Genomic DNA, 20,877 nt, shown 5'->3' on the forward strand with positions numbered 1-20,877 from the left:
ATGATGCGTAGATTTCGCGCCCCGCTCATTGCCGCTGTCGCGGCCGCGACGCTGTCGGGCTGCATCGGGCTCGGCGGCAAGACGCCCCCCTTCCTGCTGACGCTCGATCCCGAGGCCGAGCCGCAGGCGGGCGCCGCGCGCACCGCTGCCGAGGCGGCGACGCTGACCATCCTGATCCCGACCGCACCCCAGAAGCTGCGCACGACGCGCATCCCGGTGCAACAGGATGATGCGAGCGTGACCTATGTGAAGGATGCGCAATGGGTCGAGGCGCCGTCGCGCCTGTTCCAGCGGCTGGTGTCCGAAACCGTCGCCGCGCGCACCTCGCGCGTCGTGCTCGACGAGGGACAATATCTGACCGCGCCGGGCGAACAGCTCGCGGGACAGCTCATGGAATTCGGCGTCGATGCGCGTTCGAACGAGGTGGTCGTCGCCTATCAGGCGATGCTCGTCGCCGCGGGCGGCAAGACGGTCACCCAGCGCCGCTTCGAGGCGCGCGAGCCGATCAGCGGCAAGGTCGAGGCGAAGGCCGTCGGCGAAGCGCTGACCCGCGCCGCGAACAAGGTCGCGGTCGATGTCGCGGGATGGCTCGGCGGATAGAAATCCTTCCGTCCGCCGTATCTGTTTCGATTACCCCTGAGGTAATCGCTTAGCCGCCGGCATCGCCCTATCGTCGCTCCATCACATCGACAGGAGGGACGGATGCAGAGACGCGAAATCATGACATTGGCAGGCATAGCCGCGGCGGGCGCCTTTTTGGCGCCGACGCGCGCCCTTGCCGCAGCCCCGGACGCAAAACGGCCCGCCGAGAGCTTCGTCGCCGCAAAGGATGGAACGTCGTTGTTCGTCCGCGACTGGGGTGCGGGCCAGCCCGTATTGTTCCTCTCGGGGTGGGCGCTGCCGTCCGATTTCTGGGGTTATCAGATGCTCGCGCTCGCGCGCAAAGGCCGTCGCGCGATCGCCTATGACCGGCGCGGGCACGGCCGCTCGGCCGACCCGGGGCGCGGCTATGACCATGACACGCTCGCCGACGATCTGGCGGCGGTGATCGACGGGCTCAAGCTCGACGGCGTAACCATCGTAGCGCATTCGATGGGCGGCACCGAGGTCGCGCGCTATTTCGCCCGGCACGGCGGCCGCGGCGTCGCGCGCATCGTGCTCGTCGGCACCATCACCCCTTGCCTGGTGAAGCGTCCCGACAATCCCGATGGCATCGATCCGGCCACACTTGCAGCGGGCGCCGACCTGCTTGCGCGCGACTTCCCCGCGTGGATCGCCGCCAACACCAAACCCTTCTTCACCCCCGAGACCTCGCCCGCGATGGTGGCATGGGGCCAGAATATGATGATGTCGACCTCGCTGCTCGGCGCAGCCCAGCTCGCGCGAGCGAATTTCACCACCGACTTTCGCGCCGATGTACGAAAGATCAACGTCCCGACGCTTGTCGTCCACGGCGACCGCGACGCCTCGGCGCCGCTCGCGTTGACCGCAACGGCAACCGTCGCGCTCCTCCCAAATGCGACGCTCAGCATCTACGAGGGCGCGCCACACGGCTTGCCGCTGACGCATGTCGAACGGTTGAACGCCGAGCTCCTCGCCTGGCTGGCCAAGGGCTGAGCATGCACCGCTTGCCTTTGCCGCACGGCGCGCCTAGAGGCGCGGCCACGGCAGGTTGCTGCCGCTGCGTGCAGCCTCTTTCGGGTTTCCGGCTGCGCCCGTCCTTTCGAGCCCGCAGACTTGAAAGGACCATGCCATGGCGTGGGTCATCCTCGCGATCGCCGTTGTCACCGAAATCATCTGGGCGCTCAGCCTGAAATGGGCGGCGACGATCGGCAGCTGGCAAGCTTCGATCGTTCCCGTTTCGCTGAGTTTCCTCAACATGGCGCTGCTCGCGTTTGCGATGCGCGGTATTTCAGCCGGGACTGCCTATGCGATCTGGACCGGACTCGGCGCGATCGGCGTCGTTATCGGCGGGATCATCCTGTTCGGCGAGAAGGTGAGCGCCGTACAGCTTGGCTTCATGGCGCTGATCGTCATCGGCGTCGCGGGGACGAAGCTCTTCGCCCCCGCCTAACCGCATGATCAGCCAGCGAGACTCTTCGACGCCTGCTCTGTCACGTCGCGCGACAGGCCGGGCTGCGCGAGGATGCGCTCGAGCTCGGCGCGCATCAGCGCCTGCCGACCCTCGTCGAACCGTTTCCAGCGGCCGAGCGGCGGGATCATCCTGGCCGCGGTCTGCGGGTTCTTCGGATCGAGCGCGATGACGAGGTCGGCGATCAGCCGGTAGCCCGTCCCGTCGGCCTGATGGAACGCCGCCTGATTGCCCGTCAGCGCGCCATAGAGTGAACGCACGCGATTGGGATTCCCCAGCGTGAAATCGGGATGCTGCGCGAGTTCCTTCACCGCATCGACGGTATCAGGGCGCAGCGACCAGGCCTGCACCTGGAACCATTTGTCGAGCACGAGCGGATTGTCGCGATAACGCTGATAGAAGATGTCGAGCGCCGCTACCCGCTCTTCGCTGTCGCCATGCGCGAGCGTCGCGAGCGCCGCCTGCCGCTCGGTCATTCCGTCGGCGCCGGAGAAGATGCGAAAAGCCAGCGCCGACGCATCGCCGAGACCTGCCGCGGCGAGATAGGCGAGCGCCACGCCGCGCAGGCGGCGGCCGCCCTTCGCGTCGCGCGACAGGTCGGTCGCCGCGGGCGCATCACCGACGAGGACGGACCGCCATTCGGCTTCGAGCGCGGCACCGATCGCAGCCTGCAACGCCAGCCGTTCGCGGCGGATCGCATCGGGGTCGACCGTCACCATCTGGTCGCCGATAAAGGCTTCGCTGGGAAGCAGCACCGCCTCGGCGACGAAGGCGGGGTCGTCGGCGCGGCCCGCCAGCGTCTGCGCCACGGCTTCGATCACCGCGCCGCTGGCGCCGCCCTTGCCCGACACCGCGGCGACGAGCGTATCGAGCATCAGTTGCTGCAACGCCTCGTAGCGCGCGAACGGATCGTCGTCGTGCGCGGCGAGCCATGCGAGCTCGCCGTCTTCACGCGCGAAATCGACGATCACCGGCGCCGAAAAACCGCGGTTGATCGAAAGCATCGGCCGGCTGCGATAGCGCCCCAGCGACACCGTCATTTCAGCGCGGTCGAGCAGCACGAGCTGCTCCGCCTCTTCCCCGTGGCCGCCGCCCGGATCATGAACCTTGATACGCAGCGGGATCAGCATCGGCGCCTTGTCGGGCTGCCCCGGCGTCGGCGGCACGGCCTGGGCCAGATGGAGCGTATAATCGCCGCTCGCCGCGTCGGTTTCGATCCGCGCGGTGATCCGCGGCGTACCCGCCTGCCCGTACCACAGGCGAAATTGGGCTAGATCGACCTTTGCGCCATCCTCGATCGCGCGGACGAAATCCTCGCACGTCGCCGCCTCGCCGTCGTGGCGCTCGAAATAGAGGTCGGTGCCCTTGCGGAAGCGTTCGGCGCCGACCATCGTGTGCATCATCCGGATAATCTCGGCGCCCTTGTTATAGACGGTGGCGGTGTAGAAGTTGCTGATTTCCTGATAGCTATCGGGACGGATCGGATGCGCGAGCGGCCCCGCATCCTCGGGGAATTGCGCCGCGCGGAGCAGACGGACGTCCTCAATCCGCTTGACCGGCGGCGATCCCATGTCGGCCGAGAAATTCTGGTCGCGAAAGACGGTGAAGCCTTCCTTCAGCGACAATTGGAACCAGTCGCGGCAGGTGACGCGGTTGCCCGACCAATTGTGGAAATATTCGTGCGCGACGACGCCTTCGACCCCGTCATAATCGAGGTCGGTCGCGGTGTCGGGGTCGGCCAGAATATAGCGCGTGTTGAAGATGTTGAGCCCCTTATTCTCCATCGCCCCCATATTGAAATCGCCGACTGCGACGATGTTGAACAGGTCGAGGTCATATTCGCGGCCATAGACCTCCTCGTCCCATTTCATGCTGTTCTTGAGCGCCTCCATCGCGTGGCCGGTGCGATCGAGGTCGCCCTCACGCACCCAGATGCCGAGTTCGACCCTCCGCCCCGACATCGTCGTGAAGCTGTCCTTGTTGACGACGAGATCGCCCGCGACGAGCGCGAAGAGATAGGAGGGCTTCGGCCACGGATCTTCCCACAATGCCCAGTGCGTACTGCCTTCACCCTCTCCCCGCTCGATGCAATTACCGTTCGACAGCAGGATCGGGAACGCCGCCTTGTCGCCTTCCATCCGCACCTTGTAGCGGCTCAGCACGTCGGGCCGGTCGGGATGGAAGGTGATGCGGCGAAAACCCTCGGCCTCGCATTGCGTGCAAAGCATGCCGTTCGAGGCATAGAGGCCCATCAACTGGGTGTTCGCCGCCGGGTTGATCAATGTCTCGATTTCAACGGTCGCCGCGATCCGCTCGCCCAGATCGACGATCAGGTCACTGCCGTCCATGTGCCAGTCGTTCCAGCTCTCGCCGTCGACGCGCACCGCGGCGGGGGTCAGCCCGTCACCGCGCAGCACGAGCGGCGCGGGCACATCGGCATGACGCACGACCGACAGCACCGCGGCGACCTTCGTTTCGTCGAGCCCCAGCGCGAAATCGAGCGCGATGTCCGGAACCTGCCATTCGGGCGGGCGATAATCGCCGCGATGGATGGTGACGGGGACGGCGGGCGTGGAAGAGAGGTCGGTCATCCAATCGATCTAGGCAGGACGCCGCCGACGCGCAATAAGGCGCGCGATGGCACAGATGCTGATTTTCGGAATGGGTTATGCCGCGAGCCATCTTGCCGGACGGCTGCGCGCGCGCGGGTGGGAGGTCGAGGGAACGACGCGCGACGGGCGCGCGGGCGGCATCGCCTTCGACGACGAGCGCGCGGTGCACAAGGCATTGCGCGGCGCGACGCATATCCTCTCGTCGGTTCCGCCGGCCGAAGGTCGCGACCCGGTGCTCGCGCGCTATGGCGAGGCCATCGCGCTCGCTCCGGCCGCCTGGACGGGCTATCTTTCCTCGACCGGCGTCTATGGCGATACGCGCGGCGCGTGGGTCGACGAGAGCGCCCCGGTCAAGGGCCGCCGCGCCGATCGAAACGCCGCGGATGCGGCTTGGTCAACGCTGCGCAGCGAGGTGAGCGTCTTTCGCCTCCCCGGCATCTACGGTCCCGGCCGTTCGATCCTCGATCGCATCCGCGAGGGGCGAGCGCACCGCATCGACCTGCCCGATCAGGTTTTCAGCCGCATCCATATCGACGATATCGCAGGCGGCGTGATCGCCTCATTCCGGGGCCCGGCGGGAATCTACAACCTCGCCGATGACGAACCCTGTCCCCAGAACCGGCTCGTCGAATGGGGCTGCGCGATGCTGGGCGCGCCATTGCCGCAACTGCAGTCGCTCGAAGAAGCCGGCCTGTCGCCCGCCGCGCGTGCCTTCTATGCCGAGAACCGCCGCGTCGCGAACGGCAAAGCGAAACGCTTGCTTGGCTGGACGCCGCGCTACCCAACGTTTCGTGAGGGTCTGGCGGCCTGCCTCCCCTAACCCGTTCGCCCTGAGCTTGTCGAAGCGCCGTTCTTCCCTTCAGCATCGCAAGAAGAAGGACGGTGCTTCGACAAACTCAGCACAAACGGGATTGGCCGATCCATCTCAAATCAAAACATCGACCGTATGGATCAGCACGCCCACCAATCCGCCGACGAGCGTGCCGTTGATGCGGATATATTGGAGGTCGTCGCCGACCGCATTTTCCAGCCGGTCGGTGATCGTCTTGGCATCCCAGCCGCGAATCGTGTCGGACACCAGCTTGAGCGCGGTTTCGCCATAGCTGTCGACGATACCGACGACAGCGCGGCGTGCATAGCGATTGAGCGTGCGCTTGATGCCCGCATCCTCACCTAGCATCGCGCCGAATTGCGTGACGAGTTCGCCGATCCGGCCCGCAAGCATCGTGTCAGGGTTGCGCGCCGCCTTGAGCAGCGCGCTTCGCCCCTGCTCCCACAGGCCATCGAGCCAGCGTTTTACCGCCTTGTTCTCGAGCAATTCGTCGCGGACCTTGGCGACCTTCGCCTTCACCTCGGGGTCGTGCTGGAGGTCGAGCGCCATCTTGGCGAGCCCTTCCTCGACGCGGATACGCAGCGGGTGCGTCTCGTCGACCGCCATTTCGCTCAGCAGTTTCGACAGGCCGGCGACGATGCGGTTCGAGATGCTCTCGTCGAGCCCAGTGAAGCGCACGATCGCGTTGCTATTGTCGTGGACCATCTGGTGAATCAGATGCTCGTTAAGTTCGAGCGTCTTCGATCCCCATTTGACCATCGCATCCAATAGGGGTTGATGCCGCCCCTCGGCGAGCGCGGCCTGCAACGCCTGTCCCAGCAGTGGCGCGACGTCGAGTTCGCGCAGGCGATCGGCGATCGCCGATTTGACCATGCCGCCGAGCCTTTGCTGGTCGAGCGCACCGAGCCCGTCGGCGATGATCCGTGACGCGCCGAGGCGCAGCCGCCCGCCGCCCTCGCCCGGCTCGGACAGGAATTTGCCGACCGCACCCGCGACGTCGACCGTCTGCATCTTGCGCGCGATCAGGCGCGGCAGCAGGAAATTGGTGAGCAGGAAGCGCGCGAGCGTATCGCCGATGCGGTTCTTGTTGCGCGGGATGATCGCCGTATGCGGGATCGGCAGACCCATCGGATGGCGGAACAATGCCGTGACCGCGAACCAGTCGGCGAGCCCCCCGACCATCGCCGCTTCGGCAAAGGCGCGGACGAAGCCGACCGCGGGATGTACATCCTGAAAATATTTCGCGCCGATGAAGACGAGCGCCATCACGATCAGCATGCCGGTCGCGACGACGCGGATATTGGAGCCTTTCGCCGCGATGGCGACGCCCATCGGCCGGCTGGAAGCGATGTCGGTCATGCGAACCAAATGGCGAAACAGGGCAAAGGTTGCAACCGGCGCGGTCGGTCGCCGCGCCGGTTGCCGTTCATCACTCCGCCGGATCTGGCGCGGGCGCCGCATGCGGCCGCGTGTCGTCGCCCGGCTTGTAGGTTAGCAGGTTAGTCGAGAAGAAGCGGCCCAGGCGCTTTTCGATGCTGTCGGCCAGGCTGAAACCGGCCGGCACGATCAACAGCGTCAGCAGCGTCGACAGGATCAGCCCGCCGATCACGACCACGCCCATCGGCGCGCGCCACGCGCCGTCACCCGACAGCGATATCGCCGTGGGGATCATGCCCGCGACCATCGCGACCGTGGTCATCACGATCGGCTGCGCACGCTTGCGGCCGGCATCCATCAACGCCGCGGTCTTGCCGATGCCCTTGTCCATTTCCTCGATCGCGAAATCGACGAGCAGGATCGAGTTCTTCGCGACGATGCCGAGCAGCATCAGCAGCCCGATGAACACCGGCATCGACACTTCCATGCCCGTGATCAGCAGGCCGAGCAGGCCGCCCAGCGGCGCCAGCAGCAGCGACGACATATTGACCAGCGGCGACAGGAAACGGCGGTAGAGCAGCACCAGCGTTGCGAACACCAGCATCAAGCCCGACACGACCGCGATCATGAAGTTCTGCAGCATCTCGGCCTGCCATTTGGCATCGCCCTGGATGACCTTGCGAATTCCCTGCGGCATGTTCTTGATCGACGGCAGCGCGTCGATCTTTTTCTGCGCATCGCCCGTCACCAGCCCCGGCGCGAGGTCGGCGCCGATCACGATGCGCCGCGTCTGGTTGTAGCGGCGCAGCTCGGTCGGCCCGGCACCGAAGCCGATCTCGGCGACCGCCTTCAGCGGAACCGTCGTCCCGCGCGACGTCGGAACCGGTAGATTCTCGATCGTCGCAAGGCTGCGGCGCGAATCTTCGGACAGGAGCACGCGGATCGGGATCTGACGATCGGACAGCGAGAATTTCGCCGCATTCTGGTCGATGTCGCCGAGCGTCGCGATGCGGATCGTCTGGCTGAGCGCCGCGGTCGTCACGCCGAGTTCGGCGGCGAGGTCCATGCGCGGGTTGACGATGATTTCGGGGCGCGGAATATCACCCTCGACCCGAACCGCCCGCAATTCCTTGAGCTTGCTCATCTCATCGACGATCTTGCGCGCATGGCGTTCGAGCGCCACCGGATCGTCGCCGCCGACGATGAAAGTGATGTCGCGGCCCGAAAAACCGCCCGACTGACTCTGGAACGACACGCGCGCGTCGGGGATCGCCGCCATCTTGGGCTGCAGGCCGCGTTCCCATTCGACGCTGGTGACCGGCCGATCCTTCTTCAGCGTCAGGAACGCATTCCCGCCGCCGACATTGACGTCGTAAAAGGCATTCTCGACCACCGGGTCGTCGCGCAGGATGGCGTTGATCTGGTCCGCGATCGTCTCGCTCTGTGAAAGCGTCGAGCCGGGCGGCAATTCATAGCGGATCTGGCTGTAATCGCTGTTCGTGGTCGGCTGGAACTGCTGCGGCAGGATCATGAACAGCCCGATGCTCGACGCAAAGGCGAGGATGCCGATGCCCACGATCCACACGCGATGGTCGAACAGCCGCGCATAGGCGCGCTGAAGCATGAATTTTGCCCAGTTGGTGAAGGCGAAACGCCGCATACCCGCGGCATAGGCCAGCGCCCCGCCCAAGATCATCAGCAGGCTCGTCAGCAGGAAAGCCATGATCGCCGACAGCGGCGTCATCAGCAGGAAATGCAGCGCCGGATTGGGCGCATCCTGACCCGCGGGCACCGGCTGGAAATATTGGAACGTCAGTGCCAGCACGGCGACGCCCGCAACAATGAACGGCACCAGGAAAAAGATCAGCCGGGTCGGGAACGCCTCGTACCGTGCCTTCACGACCTTTTGCTTCGCGCTGTCGAGCGTGAAACCGAGCACCCGTTCGTAACGGTCGATCCACGGCCCTTCGGCATGGCTCTGTTCGCCCTGCGCCGACAGGAAATAGGCCGCGATCATCGGCGTGATCATGCGCGCAACAGCAAGGCTCATCAGCACCGCGAAGACGACGGTCATGCCGAACTGGATAAAGAACTGCCCCGACACGCCGGGCATCAACGCAACGGGCAGGAACACCGCGACGATCGACATCGTCGTCGCGACGACCGCAAGGCCGATCTCGTCGGCGGCATCGATCGAAGCCTGATAAGCCGTCTTGCCCATGCGCATGTGCCGGACGATATTCTCGATCTCCACGATCGCGTCGTCGACGAGCACCCCCGCGACCAAACTCAGCGCGAGCAGCGACAGGCCGTTCAGAGAAAAGCCCATCATCTCCATGAACCAGAAGGTCGGGATCGCCGACAACGGGATCGCGAGCGCACTGATCAGCGTCGCGCGCCAGTCGCGCAGGAACAGGAAGACCACGACAACCGCAAGCACCGCGCCTTCGATCATCGCAGCCATCGAGCTGCGATATTGCTCCTTGGTATATTCGGTGCGCGTGAACAGGATCTTGAAATCGACCTTGGGATTGTTCTTCTTGATCTCTTCGAGCTTCTTCATCGTCTCGTCGTGGATCGTGACGTCCGACGCGCCCTTCGCCTTCTCGATCGAGAAACTGAGCACCTGGCGTCCCGCGATTTTCGCAAGGTTGCGCTGCTCGGCATAACCATCGGTGACCTTGGCGACATCGGCGAGGCGGATCGTGCGGCCATCGCCGATCGAAATGCGCGTTTCGCCCAGCTGATACGCGCTGCCCGCATTCCCGAGCACGCGCACCGCCTGTTCGGAGCCCGCAATCTCGGTGCGCCCGCCCGCGGCGTTGACATTGACCTGCCGCAGCTGCTGGTTCACCTGGCTCGCGGTCAGGCCATAACTCTGCATGCGCGCGGGATCGAGGATCACGCGAATCTCGCGATCGACACCGCCCGAGCGGCGGACCTGGCTCATTCCCGGAATCGAGAGCAGTTCCTTCGCGACCGTATTGTCGACGAACCACGACAGCTGCTCCAGCGTCATGTCGGTCGCCTCGACCGCGAAATAGGTGATCGGGCCGCCGGCGATATCGACGCGCACGACTTGCGGCTCGAGGATGCCGTCGGGCAGGTCGCTGCGGATCTGCTGCACGGCCTGGTTGACATCATTATAGGCGCGGTCGATCGGTGTACCGATGGCAAATTGCACCATCGTTCGGCTGCTGCCCTCGCTGACGTAGGACGACATTTCGTCGACGCCGCTCACGCCGCGAACCGCCGCCTCGACGCGCTGGGTGACCTGCGTCTCGAGCTCGGTCGGCGCCGCGCCGGGCTGGCTGACGATCACCTGCACCGCGGGAAATTCGACGTCAGGATTGTCGTTGACGTCCATCCGGTTGAAGCTGACGAGCCCCGCGAGCAACAGCAGCACGAACAGGACGATCGGCGGCACCGGATTGCGAATGCACCAAGCGGAAATGTTGCGGAAACTCATGACTCAGACGCCCTTGTGCGAATGCGATACCGATGACCGGATTATTGCGACGACTTCTGCAGTACCGGCTTCACCTTGTCGCCGACGTTGAGGAAGGCGCCGGCGAGCGTCACGACCCGTTCGTTGCCCGTGATACCCGACGCGATCGATACGCCGGCATCGCTGACCGCGCCGACTTTGACCGGCTTGCGCTCGATCTTGTCGTCTTTGCCGACGATCAGCACGAAATTGCCTTCGGCACCGCTCTGTACGGCGCTTTCGGGGAGCAGCGGCGCTTCCGCCGTGCCCGACACGAGCCGCGCGTCGGCGAATCCTCCCGGACGCAGCACCGATGAATAGGGAACCGCGATGCGAACCATGCCCTGGCGCGTATCCATATTGACGACCGGCGATACCTGCCACACCTGCCCGGCAATCTGAACGTCGGTGCCGACCGGCGTGACGGTCGCGCGTGTGCCCACCTTGACGCGCGCGAGGTCGGCCTCGGCCATCTGCGCGAGCATTTCCATCTCGCCGCCACGCGCCATGCGGAAAAGCACCCCACTGCCCGCGCCGACGATCTGGCCCAGTTCGACCTGCCGCGTCAGCACAAGCCCGGCGGCGGGCGCGACGATGTTGAGCCGGTCGTTGCGCGCTGTCGCTTCGGCATATTGCGCTTGCGCGACGCGCACGCGCGCATTGGCGGCGTCGCGGGTCGCACGCTTGCGATCCATATCGGCCTTCGAGATGAAGCCGCGGCCCACCAGCGCCTGCGCGCGCTCGAGTTCGGCTTGCGCCAGCTCGGCGTCGGCCTGCGCTACGCGGATCGACGCCGCGAGGCTCGCCGCCTGCTGCGTCTGCACCGAACGGTCAATCACCGCCAGCGTCTGCCCGGCGCCGACCCACTGGCCGGGCTCGACGAGGACGCGAACGACCTCCCCGCCCTCGCCCGCGACGCCCACGGGCATTTCGCGGCGCGCCGCGATCGTGCCGTTGGCGGCAATCGCCGCCTCTACCGACACACGGCCCGGAATGACCACAGTGACGTTCGGAACCGCCGCGGAACCCGCCGCTCCCTCGGCATCGGCCGCGCCCTTACTGCTGGTGAAGGCGTAATAGGCCGCGCCGAGCGCGAGCGCGATCAGCACCAGCGCGACGATCAGCCGCATCCGCTTGCGCCGGCTGTCGTCGGCGTCCTCATAAAAGCTTTGCGTGCCCGCCAGGCTGTCCATCGAATCCACTTTCCGCTCGTAGTTCACGCCCAAAACCCTCCCTGCCATGCGCGGCATCGTGACGCGGAAGGCGCGGATGCGCCTGCCCTCCCCGATCCCGCACAACAGGATCAATCCTCTGCGAGGTGTATTACCTAATTAAATCACCACTGGCAAGAGGCGAAACTTCGCCATCCCCCCTGCGCCCCGGATCGCGCGCCATAGACGCTTTGTCACGCGAATTCCAGTGGTTGCGGGCATAGAAAAGGGCGACCCGCCTTGCGGCGGCCGCCCTTTTTCTTTGCGCCGGCCCCGCCGGGACCGGCTATCGTCGTTCGGCGGTCAGCGTACGCGACCGCGGCGCACGAGGTTGACGATCCCGAGCAGAATCACGGCGCCGATAAAAGCGGTAAGCAAGGTCATCGGATCGAAGGCGTCGCCGCGCAGATGGCCGCCGCCGAGGAAGCTGCCGAACAGGAAGCGGCCGAGGATCGACCCGATGCAGCCGACGATGATGTTGAGGAAAATGCCCTGCTGGGCGTCGGTACGCATCACGATGCTGGCAAGCCAGCCGATGATACCGCCCATGATGATTGCAATAATCCAAGTCATAAGATCACCCCTACGATCGTGTTGGCGCCTGACCCTGCAGGCCCCTCATTGGTAACCCAAATATCTGAAATCGCCTAGCGGAATGGCGGCGACACAACGCGGCCGCCATGCCGATCAGCGAACGCTGCCGCGCCGGATCAGGTTGATGATCCCCAGGAGCACCACCGCACCGATAAAGGCCCAGAGCAAGCCGACCGGACTGAAGGTGTCGAGGCTGGCGCCCATGCCGAAAAAGCTGCCGAGAAAATTGCCGAGGAACGCGCCGACGATACCGACGACGACGTTCAGGATGATGCCCTGCTGCGCATCGGTACGCATGACGATGCTTGCCAGCCAGCCGATGATGCCGCCGACGATCAATGTGATGATCAAACCCATGATTTTCCCTTCCCTGAACCGGCCGGGCATGCGCCGACGGCCGGCGATTATCGGAACGTCCGGTCGTGCCCGGACATCGCTTCAGCGATATCGGGATAATGCGGTCGGGGACCGAAAGGTTCCCGGCCGGCCCGTCCGGGCGCGGCCGGGAAAAGGGGGATCGATTCCTGATCAGGAACGTCTCCGGGTCGCAACATGACAGTAAGCAGCCGCATTTGACGCTGGTGTGACGAAAGCCACAGTCGCGAAAATAATCTCGGGTGGAGCGCGCCTAGAGCCAATTGCGCGAAATCTGAATCATCCGCGTCCCCGAGTGAAGACGAGGGGGGGCTCGTTCGAGCGAAGCGAGAACCAGCGCCCTCTGCCTCGACTTCGCTCGCATAGCCCCCCTCGTCTTCACTCGGGGACGCGGATCAGATGACGCGCGCTGCGGTACCCATTCAGCCCGCGCAAACGAAATGGGGGCCGGCATCGCTGCCAACCCCCACTATCCGGTTTTGCCCTGCTGGCTCCGTTTCGCTTCATCCCGGTCCGCTTCTCTTGCGATCAGCGGCCCGCAAAACGATGCGTCGCGGCGCACGCCGGAGCAATCCGGCGACGGTTTGGTCGGCCCCCTTTCGGGGGCCGGCCGCACCTGGAAAGCCCTTCATCATCTCTTCTTGCGTCCGCCGAAGCGGTCGCTGTCCAAGCGATGGACTGCATTTCCCGTACCCGATCGGGTTCGTATCAACTCGTGGGAATCGCTACGTTCCGTGATCGGGCTATCGATCGATTTCCTCGTCGGTCCGTTCGTTCTCTTCCGGCTAGTCTTGCAACTACCCTTGATGTCCCGATGGTCCGACGTATCTGTCGTCCGATGATTTGAAGCTGACATGAAGCGTTCGGGCCGCCAACAAAAAATGCTAGAAAAGGCGCCAGAAACACCCCGTGCTTGTGGATAAGTCCGGCATTAGCAACAAGCGGATTCGTTGCAGCAATTTTGCAACAAGGTTGCAGCATTTTTAGAGCCTGTCGCGGCATCGACTCGGTTCGCGGGCAACGGCACGACTCGCGACTCGCGCCAGATAAAAAGAGGGCGGACCCCGGCTGGGCCAGCCCCTCATGTCTGTCCGGGCGACAAATCAGCCCTTCACGGTCACCTCGACACGGCGCGCCGCCGAATTGTCCGCGCCGGAGGTGGTCGTCTCGGCCGGCTTTTCAAGCACGACCCTTTCGGCGGCGAAGCCGAGCTTCTCGAGCGCCGCCTTTACGCTCTGCGCACGGTTCTTCGACAGTTCGGCGTTGGCGGCCGCGTTGCCTGTCGGATCGTTATAGCCCGACACGGCCAGCATTGCGGCGGGGTTGGCGTCGAGATAGGTTTTTACCGCCGCTGCCGCGGTGGACAGATCGTTCGACACCTCGGACTTCCCGGTATCGAAATAGACCGTCAGCATCGGCTTGCCTTCGCGATCCGCGGCGACAACGCCCGCGCCTTCCGGAATGGCGGCGGTGGTGGTCGGTGTCGCTTCGCTGTCGGCGGGTGCAACCGTTTCGCTGACAGCAGCTTCGTCGGTCGCCGGCGCCACCGCGGCTTCCTGTTTCGAACAATAACGCAGTCCGAAGAAAAGCAGCGCTGCCAGGACCAGTGCGAGCAGGAGCCAGCCGAGCCAGCCCATGCCGCCACCGGCTTTGTCGTCGCCGCCGCCACTCGAATAGGCGGCTTGGGGAGTCGTCGAGGGCGGCGGCGGTGGCGTCGCGGGTGCAACGGGTGCGGCCGTCGCGGAAGGTGGGGGGACGGCCGCAGCGAGCGGCGCCACCGGCGCGGCTTCCTCCTCGTCCTTGTCCGCGCCGCCCGTCGTACCTGCAGCAGCCAGTCCGGCAGCCGCGCCGGCAGCACCCGCGACGCCGCCGAAGACGCTCAGCAGGCCGAAATGCTGCGCGAGGAGATAATAGACGGTGACGCGGTTCTTCGTCCGGTCTTCCTTCATCCGCTCGCCGACACCGGCGATCGCGGCATCGAGCGTCGCATCGTCGTCGGTCAACCCGAGCTTCTTCTTAAGGAAATTCTCGCGAACGCGGTCGGTTTCTTTTTTGTCGCTGAAGGAAACCAGCGAGGAATCGCGGTTCCGAAGCGCGATCCCCAGATATTTGACGATCGTCGACACCACCGTCTTGTCGGCGTCCGCGACATATTTCCTGACATCCGCCAGCCAATCTTCTGCCATGCGATTATCCTCCTGCCAGACGCAAGGGTTCGCCGTCAGACGCTCGCACGGGGGGCGAGACTCGCGTCTTAGGAGCCGGAACTTATATCATTTTTCAGGAATGCAATAATGCAGCGGGCTAGCGCTTGCCGAGGTCGCCCTTGCCTACCGTTCCCGATGCCATTTCGAGCATCCGGTCGAGGCTCTTGCGCGCGGCGAGGCGAAGATCCTCGTCCATCTCGATCCGCGGCTTGAGGTCGCGCAGCGCGAGGTAGAGCTTTTCCATCGTGTTGAGCGCCATATAGGGGCAGATATTGCAGTTGCAGTTGCCGTCGGCGCCCGGCGCGCCGATGAAATTCTTCTCGGGCAGCGCGAGCTCCATCTGGTGGATGATGTGCGGCTCGGTCGCGACGATCAGCGTGTCGCCGGGAAAGCTCTTCGCGAACTGCAGGATGCCGCTGGTCGACCCGACATAATCGGCGTGATCGACGATATGCGGCGGGCATTCGGGGTGCGCGGCGACGGGGGCGCCCGGATGCTGCGCCTTCAGTTTCAGCAGCTCGGTCTCGCTGAACGCCTCGTGGACGATGCACACCCCCGGCCACAGCAGCATATCGCGCCCGAACTTGCGGTTGAGATAGCCGCCGAGGTGGCGGTCGGGGCCAAAAATGATCTTCTGGCTTTCCGGAATCTGGCTGATGATCGTCTCGGCGCTCGACGAGGTGACGATGATGTCGCTCAAGGCCTTCACCGCCGCCGAGCAGTTGATATAGGTCAGCGCGATGTGATCGGGATGCGCTTCGCGGAAGCGTTTGAACTGTTCGGGCGGGCAGCTGTCCTCAAGGCTGCATCCCGCGTCCATGTCGGGCAGGACCACGATCTTTTCTGGGCTCAATATCTTCGCGGTCTCGGCCATGAACTTGACGCCGCAAAAGGCGATGACATCGGCGTCGGTTTCGGCCGCCTTGCGGGACAGCTCGAGCGAGTCGCCGACGAAATCGGCGAGATCCTGAATCTCGGGCTTCTGATAATAATGCGCGAGGATGACGGCATTGCGTTCCTTGCGGAGGCGTTCGATTTCGGCGCGCAGGTCGAGGCCCGAGAGATTCTCGCGGATGGGAGCAGTCATGGCGTTTCCTTATATGGCTTAGCCTTGGTGCCCCCCTACACCGCGACCCGCGGCAGGGCAATTCGGCTATGAGCCAGCCAGACGCTCCGCGAGTGCGATGACGGGAGGCGTCATCGACAGCAGCGATATGGCGATGCGCGTTGCGATGACAACCGCGCCGATCGCCCATGTCGCCGGATGCACCGCGCCGCGCGTCCGGCGGTCATAGGCTGCAACGATCGCGACGACCGCGATCTGGCACAGCGCGACGGTGGGCTCCGCCCATGGTCCCATAATCGGTATCGGAAGGAGCCGCCCCAGCGCGGGTTCGAGGATCACGATCGTCGCGCCGATCATCAGCCGCCGGTGCCAGTCGGTCGCACGCCGCCGCCGGAGCGCCCACGCGACCATCGCGCCGAAAACCAGCGACTCGGTCACGGTCAGCGCGAGGAAATAGGGCGGCGTGAAAAAGGGCGGGAAACGGTTCAGGACGAGTGACGCGACGCCGGTGAAGATGCCGAGGCAGGTGATGAAGATCGCGAGCAGCCCGCCGATCCGCCCGAGTTGCCGGTGCCGCGCCAGATTGTCGCGCGAAACGAATGTCGGCTGCGCGATCAGCAACGCCAGCCACGCCAGCATCGCCACGCCGTGGATATGCACCCAAAAGGGCGCCGCGACCGGATCGACGAAGCCTCGCAGCGCGAATTGCAGAAAACCGAAGACGATGAAGATCGCGAGGCCGATCGCCATGCGATGCCAGAAAAGCTCGACGCGCGCGGCGCCGCCTGCCGTTGTAGCCATGCCCATTCCCCCTGCCCGATCCGACAGAAGAATAGCGTAGCGGCAAAAGCGCGAAAAGCCCGGTTTTTACCCAGCCGATGCGTTGGCGAAGCGCGCGGTCACCTTCGCGTCGATGCCCGCGGCCTTCAGCGGCATCGCGAAGCTCTGCTCGACCGCGGCGCGCGCAGCGCCCTGCGCGAGGCGCATCGGCGTCGCGCCCTTTGCCTGCTTGATCAGCTCTTCCTGCGCGCGCTTGCGATTGGCGGCGTCGAGCGTCTGTTCGGCGTCGGTCAGCGTCAGCAGGATTTCACCGTCGCGAAACTCGCTGATCGCATCGATATCGATCTCCGGCCCCGCCAGCCGCAGCGGCGGCAGCGTGACGGTCAGCGCATTGGTCGCCGCATCCCAGTCGAGGTCCGACTGTTTCAGCTTACCGAGGTCGAGTTCGTAGCGGACGGTGCCCGGCATGATCAGTGTCTTCTTCGCGCTCAGCCCGAGCCGGCTCTGCGTTGAGGTCACCACCGCGACATAGCGCGCGGTGAAGGGCACCAGCACATTCTGTTCCTGCAATCCCTGGAGGCTCGCAGCGACGACGGTTTCGGGATCATAGCCGCGCTGCCAGTCCTGCCAGGCGCGCCAGCCGAAGAACAGCGCGAGCGCGAGGATCGCGACCAGAGCGGCGCGGAACGGGCCTTTGCTCACGCCACCAGCCTCCAGCTTTCGGCATCGCGCGCGACGCGGCCTCGATTTTCAAGATCGATCAGATGCGCGAGCACCGATCGGCCGGCGGCCCCGGTCAGCCGCGGGTCGAGCCCCTTGTACATATGTTTGACCATCTCGGGGATGACGCTTGTGCCCTTTTCGAGTTCCCGCAATATCTGCCGCTCGCGCTGCTTGCGATGGCCGAGCATCCCGCGCACCAGTTGCCGCGGCCTGGTCACCGCGGGACCGTGTGCGGGGTAATAGACGCAGTCGCTGCGATCATAGAGTTTCGACAGGCTCGCCATATAGGCCGCCATGTCGCCGTCGGGCGGACTGACCACGCTGGTCGACCAGGCCATCACATGATCGCCGGTGAACAGCGCCCCCGTTTCGACGAGCGCGAAACAGAGGTGGTTCGAGGTGTGCCCCGGTGTCGCGACCGCCTCGATCGTCCAGCCGTCGCCCGAAATCCGCTCGCCGTCGGTCAGGATGCGGTCGGGCGCATAATCGGCGTCGAAGGCCGAATCGGCGCGCGGGCCATCGTCGTTGAGCGCCAGCGGCGCGCAGCCGATGATCGGCGCGCCGGTCGCTTCCTTGAGCGGCGCGGCGGCAGGCGAATGGTCGCGGTGGGTGTGCGTGCAGAGGATCGCCGCGACGCGCTGGCCTTCCACCGCGCGCAGGATGGCATCGACATGCCCCGCGCCGTTGATGTCGGCGGGATCGCCGATGCTCAGCCCCGCCCCGGTCGGACCCGGATCGATCACCGCCACATCGCTGCCCGCGCCGACGATCCACGTCTGGGTGCCGGTGAAGGTATAGGGTGAGGGGTTCGGCGCGAGCACGCGGCGCACCAGCGGCTCATGCTGTTCGCACTCGCCGGCGCGGATGCTGTCGGGCCATGGCTTTTCGTCGCTCATGCCGCCCATGTGGCATCGCACGCCGCGAAGGAAAAGGGACGAAGGCCAAAAATCGGGACGCGAAAAAGGGAGCGACATGGGCCGCTCCCTTCCCCGCCCCTGCCGCCGGCCCCACCGGGGAGCAAAGGCCGGCGTCGAAGCTGGTCGGGCTCAGTGGCCCGATTTCTCCATATCGGCCATCGCCTTTTCGAGATCGGCGGCGACCTTGGCGCGCATCTCCTCCGACATGGTGTGCGCCCATTTGGCCTGGGCGAAGCTGTCGCGCGCCTTCTTGAGCGCCGACAGCCGTGCTGCCCCACTCTCCGCCGTGTCGCCGCAGGAGAACATATGGACGCTGCTGTGCTTGTTGCCGTCCGTCTCTTCCTGCTTGACGAGCGGCGCCGCCTTCGTGCCGTCGCCGCATTTGCCCATGATCATCGTCTTGCCGTCCATCGACCAAGCGACACGCGGCATCGGCGGCAGGGGCGGCATCGGGGGCATCGGCGCCATGACGGTGCGGATCCGCTCCTTGCGTTTCGCTTCCAGCCTGTCGGCGATCGCTTCGGCGCGCTTGCCCGAGATGCCCTGCTCCTTGAGCGTCGCGAGCACATCGTCGCGCGACAGGCTGCCGGGGGTGCGGATTTCGATACGCCGCGCCTCGTCCTTGCCATCGATGCGGGCGGACATGGCGGCGGGCGCCTTTGCGCCATCCTCGCGGATCACGATGCGATGCACTTCGCGTTTTTTGCCGCTCTCGTCGGTCGTGACATCGTCGCGATGCTCGGTGAAGACCATGACCCCCGGCGCCTCGAGGGCTTCGGGCGGCAGCGGCGCTTCGGGCGGAGCGGGCGGCGCCGGGACATCAGCCGTCTGCGCCTTCGCCACGACGATCCCCGCCGGAACGAGCGTCGCGGTCGTCGCGAGCACCGCCAGCGTCGCGCCGCCGACGAGCAGCCGTCCGACAAGGCCGCGCTTCTTCGAAATATCCTGCCGCGTCAACATCGTCAGCCTCTCCTGCAGATTGTCGTGCACCGCCATCGGTGCGGCGAGCGACAGGCGCGGGCCGACCGCCGCCTTGACGATCGCGGTCGCATAGCTCGCGGTCCGGTCGCGGCCCTCCCGATCGGCCTCCTCCCGATCGACCATGCTCAGGACGCGCGCGTCGCACGCGGCCTCCTGGTCGAAGCGAAAGGCGCGGATCGCGCGCCAGGCGAAGGGGTTGAACCATTGGGTCGCGAGCAGCACGAGCGCCGCGCTGTTTGCCCAAAGGTCGCCGTGGCGATGGTGCGACAGTTCATGGTCGATCGCCAGCGCGCGCTCCTCGGCGACATAGCGCGCGAAGAAATCGTGCGGCACCACGACATAACGCTGCCACAGGCCAAAGGCGACTGGGCCGTCGACCGCATTGGACATCACCAGCCGGATGGCCCCGATGGGCTCCAGCTCGACGGCATCGTTCAGAACCTCGCTCCGAAATCGGCGGTGCGACACCATCGCCGCAGCCAGCACGGCGGCCACTCCGGCCGCCCAAATGGCGAAGAGGGGCGGGGTCAGTTCGGCGAGCGACCAGAAGGGCTCGGCGACCGCTGCGGGCGCGGCGACCGGTAAGCCGACCGGCGCCATCTCTACCGCCTCAACCACGGGCGCGGGCATCACGATCACCGGGTCGGCGAAAGGCAGCGGCGGCAGCACCAGCCGCAGGGCCGGCACCGCCCATAAGGCATAGGTCAGCCGCGGGCCGAAATGCCGCGCAAAGGGCTTGCGGACGATCAGGACCAGCAGAACAAGAACCGCCGTGGTGATCAGCGTGTCGGCCCACGCGCCCAGCAGCACCGCGGCGCTCACGACTTCAGCTTCTTCAAGAGCGCCTCGATCTCGGCGATGTCGGTATCGGAGAGCGCCTCGCGGTCGGCGAGATGCGCAATCAGCGGGCTGACGCGGCCGCCGAACAGGCGGTCGACGAAACGCTGCGATTCCTCGCCCACGGCGTCGGCGCGTTCGATCGCGGGACTATAGAGATAGCGTCGGCCGTCGGCCTCGGCCGTCACCGCGCCCTTCTGGACCAGCCGCGCGAGCAGCGTCTTGACCGTCGCCTGCGTCCAGCCGTTGATGGTGCCGATACGCCGGGTCAGGTCGGCGGCGGTCTGCGGGGCCTTGTCCCACAGCGCCGACAGCACCTGCATCTCCGACTCGCTTGCTCGTTCTGCCATGCGGACCCCTCCCATTGGCACCCGTCGATCTGATGCGACTACAAATGTAGTCAAAGGGCTGAACGCTTGCTGAACGAAGCGGAACGCTTGTTGATCCTCCCTGTCGCGCAGCGATGGGGAGGTGGTAGCGCGGAGCAGCCCCTCCACCACCCGCTACGCCGGCGGTCCCCCTCCCCATGCCTTCGGCACAGGGAGGATCACATCTGTCGGAATTTTTGACACCGTTCGTCATCGGTAAGAAATCGCTAACCAGCGTCTTGCGCCGGAATCCGCGAGGACCGGAAACTGGCACGGCACTTGTATATTATCATTTGTTCCCGAGTGTTCCGCTCAAAGGAGCGGTGGGGGGCATCGGTCTGGTCCCTGATGCCCCCCCCCCCCACCCCGTACACCCCCCTTGCCCCCGATGCTGATAGGGGGGCGACCGGGCGAACGG

The 20,877-nt window shown here is 65.4% G+C and carries 17 protein-coding genes; 4 read left to right on the top strand and 13 right to left on the bottom strand.

Annotated elements, in window-relative coordinates; genetic code table 11:
- From FG95_RS09560 to FG95_RS09570, 3 genes are all read left to right on the top strand, one after another.
- Positions 1-600: an ABC-type transport auxiliary lipoprotein family protein gene (locus FG95_RS09560; protein WP_052182262.1), complete on the top strand. Its 600-nt coding sequence runs from the start codon at positions 1-3 to the stop codon at positions 598-600.
- A 102-nt stretch (positions 601-702) separates the two neighbouring features.
- Positions 703-1,617 (top strand): alpha/beta fold hydrolase, encoded by a 915-nt coding sequence (locus tag FG95_RS09565; RefSeq protein WP_235211520.1) that lies wholly within the window; start codon positions 703-705, stop codon positions 1,615-1,617.
- A 136-nt stretch (positions 1,618-1,753) separates the two neighbouring features.
- Positions 1,754-2,074 carry a DMT family transporter gene (locus tag FG95_RS09570; protein WP_037555519.1) on the top strand — a complete coding sequence of 107 codons (321 nt, stop codon included), beginning with the start codon at positions 1,754-1,756 and terminating at the stop codon, positions 2,072-2,074.
- An 8-nt stretch (positions 2,075-2,082) separates the two neighbouring features.
- Here FG95_RS09570 and pepN read toward each other — a convergent pair whose 3' ends face one another.
- Entirely contained in the window at positions 2,083-4,683 is a 2,601-nt protein-coding gene (pepN, locus tag FG95_RS09575; protein WP_037555520.1) for an aminopeptidase N, read from the bottom strand.
- A 46-nt stretch (positions 4,684-4,729) separates the two neighbouring features.
- Here pepN and FG95_RS09580 point away from each other — a divergent pair, with 46 nt between their 5' ends.
- Positions 4,730-5,524 (top strand): epimerase, encoded by a 795-nt coding sequence (locus tag FG95_RS09580; protein ID WP_037555522.1) that lies wholly within the window; start codon positions 4,730-4,732, stop codon positions 5,522-5,524.
- 105 nt (positions 5,525-5,629) lie between these two features.
- Here FG95_RS09580 and FG95_RS09585 read toward each other — a convergent pair whose 3' ends face one another.
- The 12 genes from FG95_RS09585 to FG95_RS09640 form a co-directional block, all read right to left on the bottom strand.
- The gene (locus FG95_RS09585) at positions 5,630-6,895 is read right to left on the bottom strand and encodes a DUF445 domain-containing protein (protein WP_081933092.1); all 1,266 of its coding nucleotides are present in this window, start codon (positions 6,893-6,895) and stop codon (positions 5,630-5,632) included.
- Positions 6,896-6,965: 70 nt separating this feature from the next.
- Complete coding sequence (locus FG95_RS09590; RefSeq protein WP_037555523.1) at positions 6,966-10,382, bottom strand: efflux RND transporter permease subunit; 3,417 nt, start codon at positions 10,380-10,382, stop codon at positions 6,966-6,968.
- A gap of 41 nt (positions 10,383-10,423) precedes the next feature.
- Positions 10,424-11,593: an efflux RND transporter periplasmic adaptor subunit gene (locus FG95_RS09595; RefSeq protein ID WP_152567617.1), complete on the bottom strand. Its 1,170-nt coding sequence runs from the start codon at positions 11,591-11,593 to the stop codon at positions 10,424-10,426.
- A gap of 321 nt (positions 11,594-11,914) precedes the next feature.
- Positions 11,915-12,184, bottom strand: a complete 270-nt coding sequence (locus tag FG95_RS09600) for a GlsB/YeaQ/YmgE family stress response membrane protein (RefSeq protein ID WP_037555525.1) — start codon at positions 12,182-12,184, stop codon at positions 11,915-11,917.
- 114 nt (positions 12,185-12,298) lie between these two features.
- Entirely contained in the window at positions 12,299-12,562 is a 264-nt protein-coding gene (locus FG95_RS09605) for a GlsB/YeaQ/YmgE family stress response membrane protein (RefSeq protein ID WP_037555527.1), read from the bottom strand.
- A 1,121-nt stretch (positions 12,563-13,683) separates the two neighbouring features.
- Positions 13,684-14,766 (bottom strand): DUF2853 family protein, encoded by a 1,083-nt coding sequence (locus FG95_RS20195; RefSeq protein WP_081933090.1) that lies wholly within the window; start codon positions 14,764-14,766, stop codon positions 13,684-13,686.
- Positions 14,767-14,884: 118 nt separating this feature from the next.
- Positions 14,885-15,874: a quinolinate synthase NadA gene (gene nadA / locus FG95_RS09615; RefSeq protein WP_037555528.1), complete on the bottom strand. Its 990-nt coding sequence runs from the start codon at positions 15,872-15,874 to the stop codon at positions 14,885-14,887.
- A 66-nt stretch (positions 15,875-15,940) separates the two neighbouring features.
- Positions 15,941-16,654 carry a hypothetical protein gene (locus tag FG95_RS09620; RefSeq protein WP_037555551.1) on the bottom strand — a complete coding sequence of 238 codons (714 nt, stop codon included), beginning with the start codon at positions 16,652-16,654 and terminating at the stop codon, positions 15,941-15,943.
- 66 nt (positions 16,655-16,720) lie between these two features.
- Entirely contained in the window at positions 16,721-17,335 is a 615-nt protein-coding gene (locus FG95_RS09625; protein WP_037555529.1) for a DUF4230 domain-containing protein, read from the bottom strand.
- On the bottom strand, positions 17,332-18,252 hold the full coding sequence (locus tag FG95_RS09630) for an MBL fold metallo-hydrolase (RefSeq protein ID WP_037555553.1): 921 nt from the start codon (positions 18,250-18,252) through the stop codon (positions 17,332-17,334). The genes FG95_RS09625 and FG95_RS09630 overlap by 4 nt, the downstream gene beginning before the upstream one ends.
- A 150-nt stretch (positions 18,253-18,402) precedes the next feature.
- Positions 18,403-20,076, bottom strand: coding sequence for a M56 family metallopeptidase (locus FG95_RS09635; RefSeq protein ID WP_037555530.1), 1,674 nt, complete (start codon positions 20,074-20,076; stop codon positions 18,403-18,405).
- The gene (locus FG95_RS09640; RefSeq protein WP_037555531.1) at positions 20,073-20,441 is read right to left on the bottom strand and encodes a BlaI/MecI/CopY family transcriptional regulator; all 369 of its coding nucleotides are present in this window, start codon (positions 20,439-20,441) and stop codon (positions 20,073-20,075) included. The genes FG95_RS09635 and FG95_RS09640 overlap by 4 nt, the downstream gene beginning before the upstream one ends.
- Positions 20,442-20,877 lie beyond the last annotated feature (436 nt).

It is taken from the genome of Sphingopyxis sp. LC363 (assembly GCF_000756385.1).
Lineage (GTDB): Bacteria > Pseudomonadota > Alphaproteobacteria > Sphingomonadales > Sphingomonadaceae > Sphingopyxis.

Bases quoted from the DNA above. Each gene is read 5' to 3' on its own strand.
- FG95_RS09560 (WP_052182262.1), top strand. From the start codon at position 1: ATGATGCGTAGATTTCGCGCCCCGCTCATTGCCGCTGTCGCGGCCGCG.
- FG95_RS09565 (WP_235211520.1), top strand. From the start codon at position 703: ATGCAGAGACGCGAAATCATGACATTGGCAGGCATAGCCGCGGCGGGC.
- FG95_RS09570 (WP_037555519.1), top strand. From the start codon at position 1,754: ATGGCGTGGGTCATCCTCGCGATCGCCGTTGTCACCGAAATCATCTGG.
- pepN (WP_037555520.1), bottom strand. From the start codon at position 4,683: ATGACCGACCTCTCTTCCACGCCCGCCGTCCCCGTCACCATCCATCGC.
- FG95_RS09580 (WP_037555522.1), top strand. From the start codon at position 4,730: ATGGCACAGATGCTGATTTTCGGAATGGGTTATGCCGCGAGCCATCTT.
- FG95_RS09585 (WP_081933092.1), bottom strand. From the start codon at position 6,895: ATGACCGACATCGCTTCCAGCCGGCCGATGGGCGTCGCCATCGCGGCG.
- FG95_RS09590 (WP_037555523.1), bottom strand. From the start codon at position 10,382: ATGAGTTTCCGCAACATTTCCGCTTGGTGCATTCGCAATCCGGTGCCG.
- FG95_RS09595 (WP_152567617.1), bottom strand. From the start codon at position 11,593: ATGGACAGCCTGGCGGGCACGCAAAGCTTTTATGAGGACGCCGACGAC.
- FG95_RS09600 (WP_037555525.1), bottom strand. From the start codon at position 12,184: ATGACTTGGATTATTGCAATCATCATGGGCGGTATCATCGGCTGGCTT.
- FG95_RS09605 (WP_037555527.1), bottom strand. From the start codon at position 12,562: ATGGGTTTGATCATCACATTGATCGTCGGCGGCATCATCGGCTGGCTG.
- FG95_RS20195 (WP_081933090.1), bottom strand. From the start codon at position 14,766: ATGGCAGAAGATTGGCTGGCGGATGTCAGGAAATATGTCGCGGACGCC.
- nadA (WP_037555528.1), bottom strand. From the start codon at position 15,874: ATGACTGCTCCCATCCGCGAGAATCTCTCGGGCCTCGACCTGCGCGCC.
- FG95_RS09620 (WP_037555551.1), bottom strand. From the start codon at position 16,654: ATGGCTACAACGGCAGGCGGCGCCGCGCGCGTCGAGCTTTTCTGGCAT.
- FG95_RS09630 (WP_037555553.1), bottom strand. From the start codon at position 18,252: ATGAGCGACGAAAAGCCATGGCCCGACAGCATCCGCGCCGGCGAGTGC.
- FG95_RS09640 (WP_037555531.1), bottom strand. From the start codon at position 20,441: ATGGCAGAACGAGCAAGCGAGTCGGAGATGCAGGTGCTGTCGGCGCTG.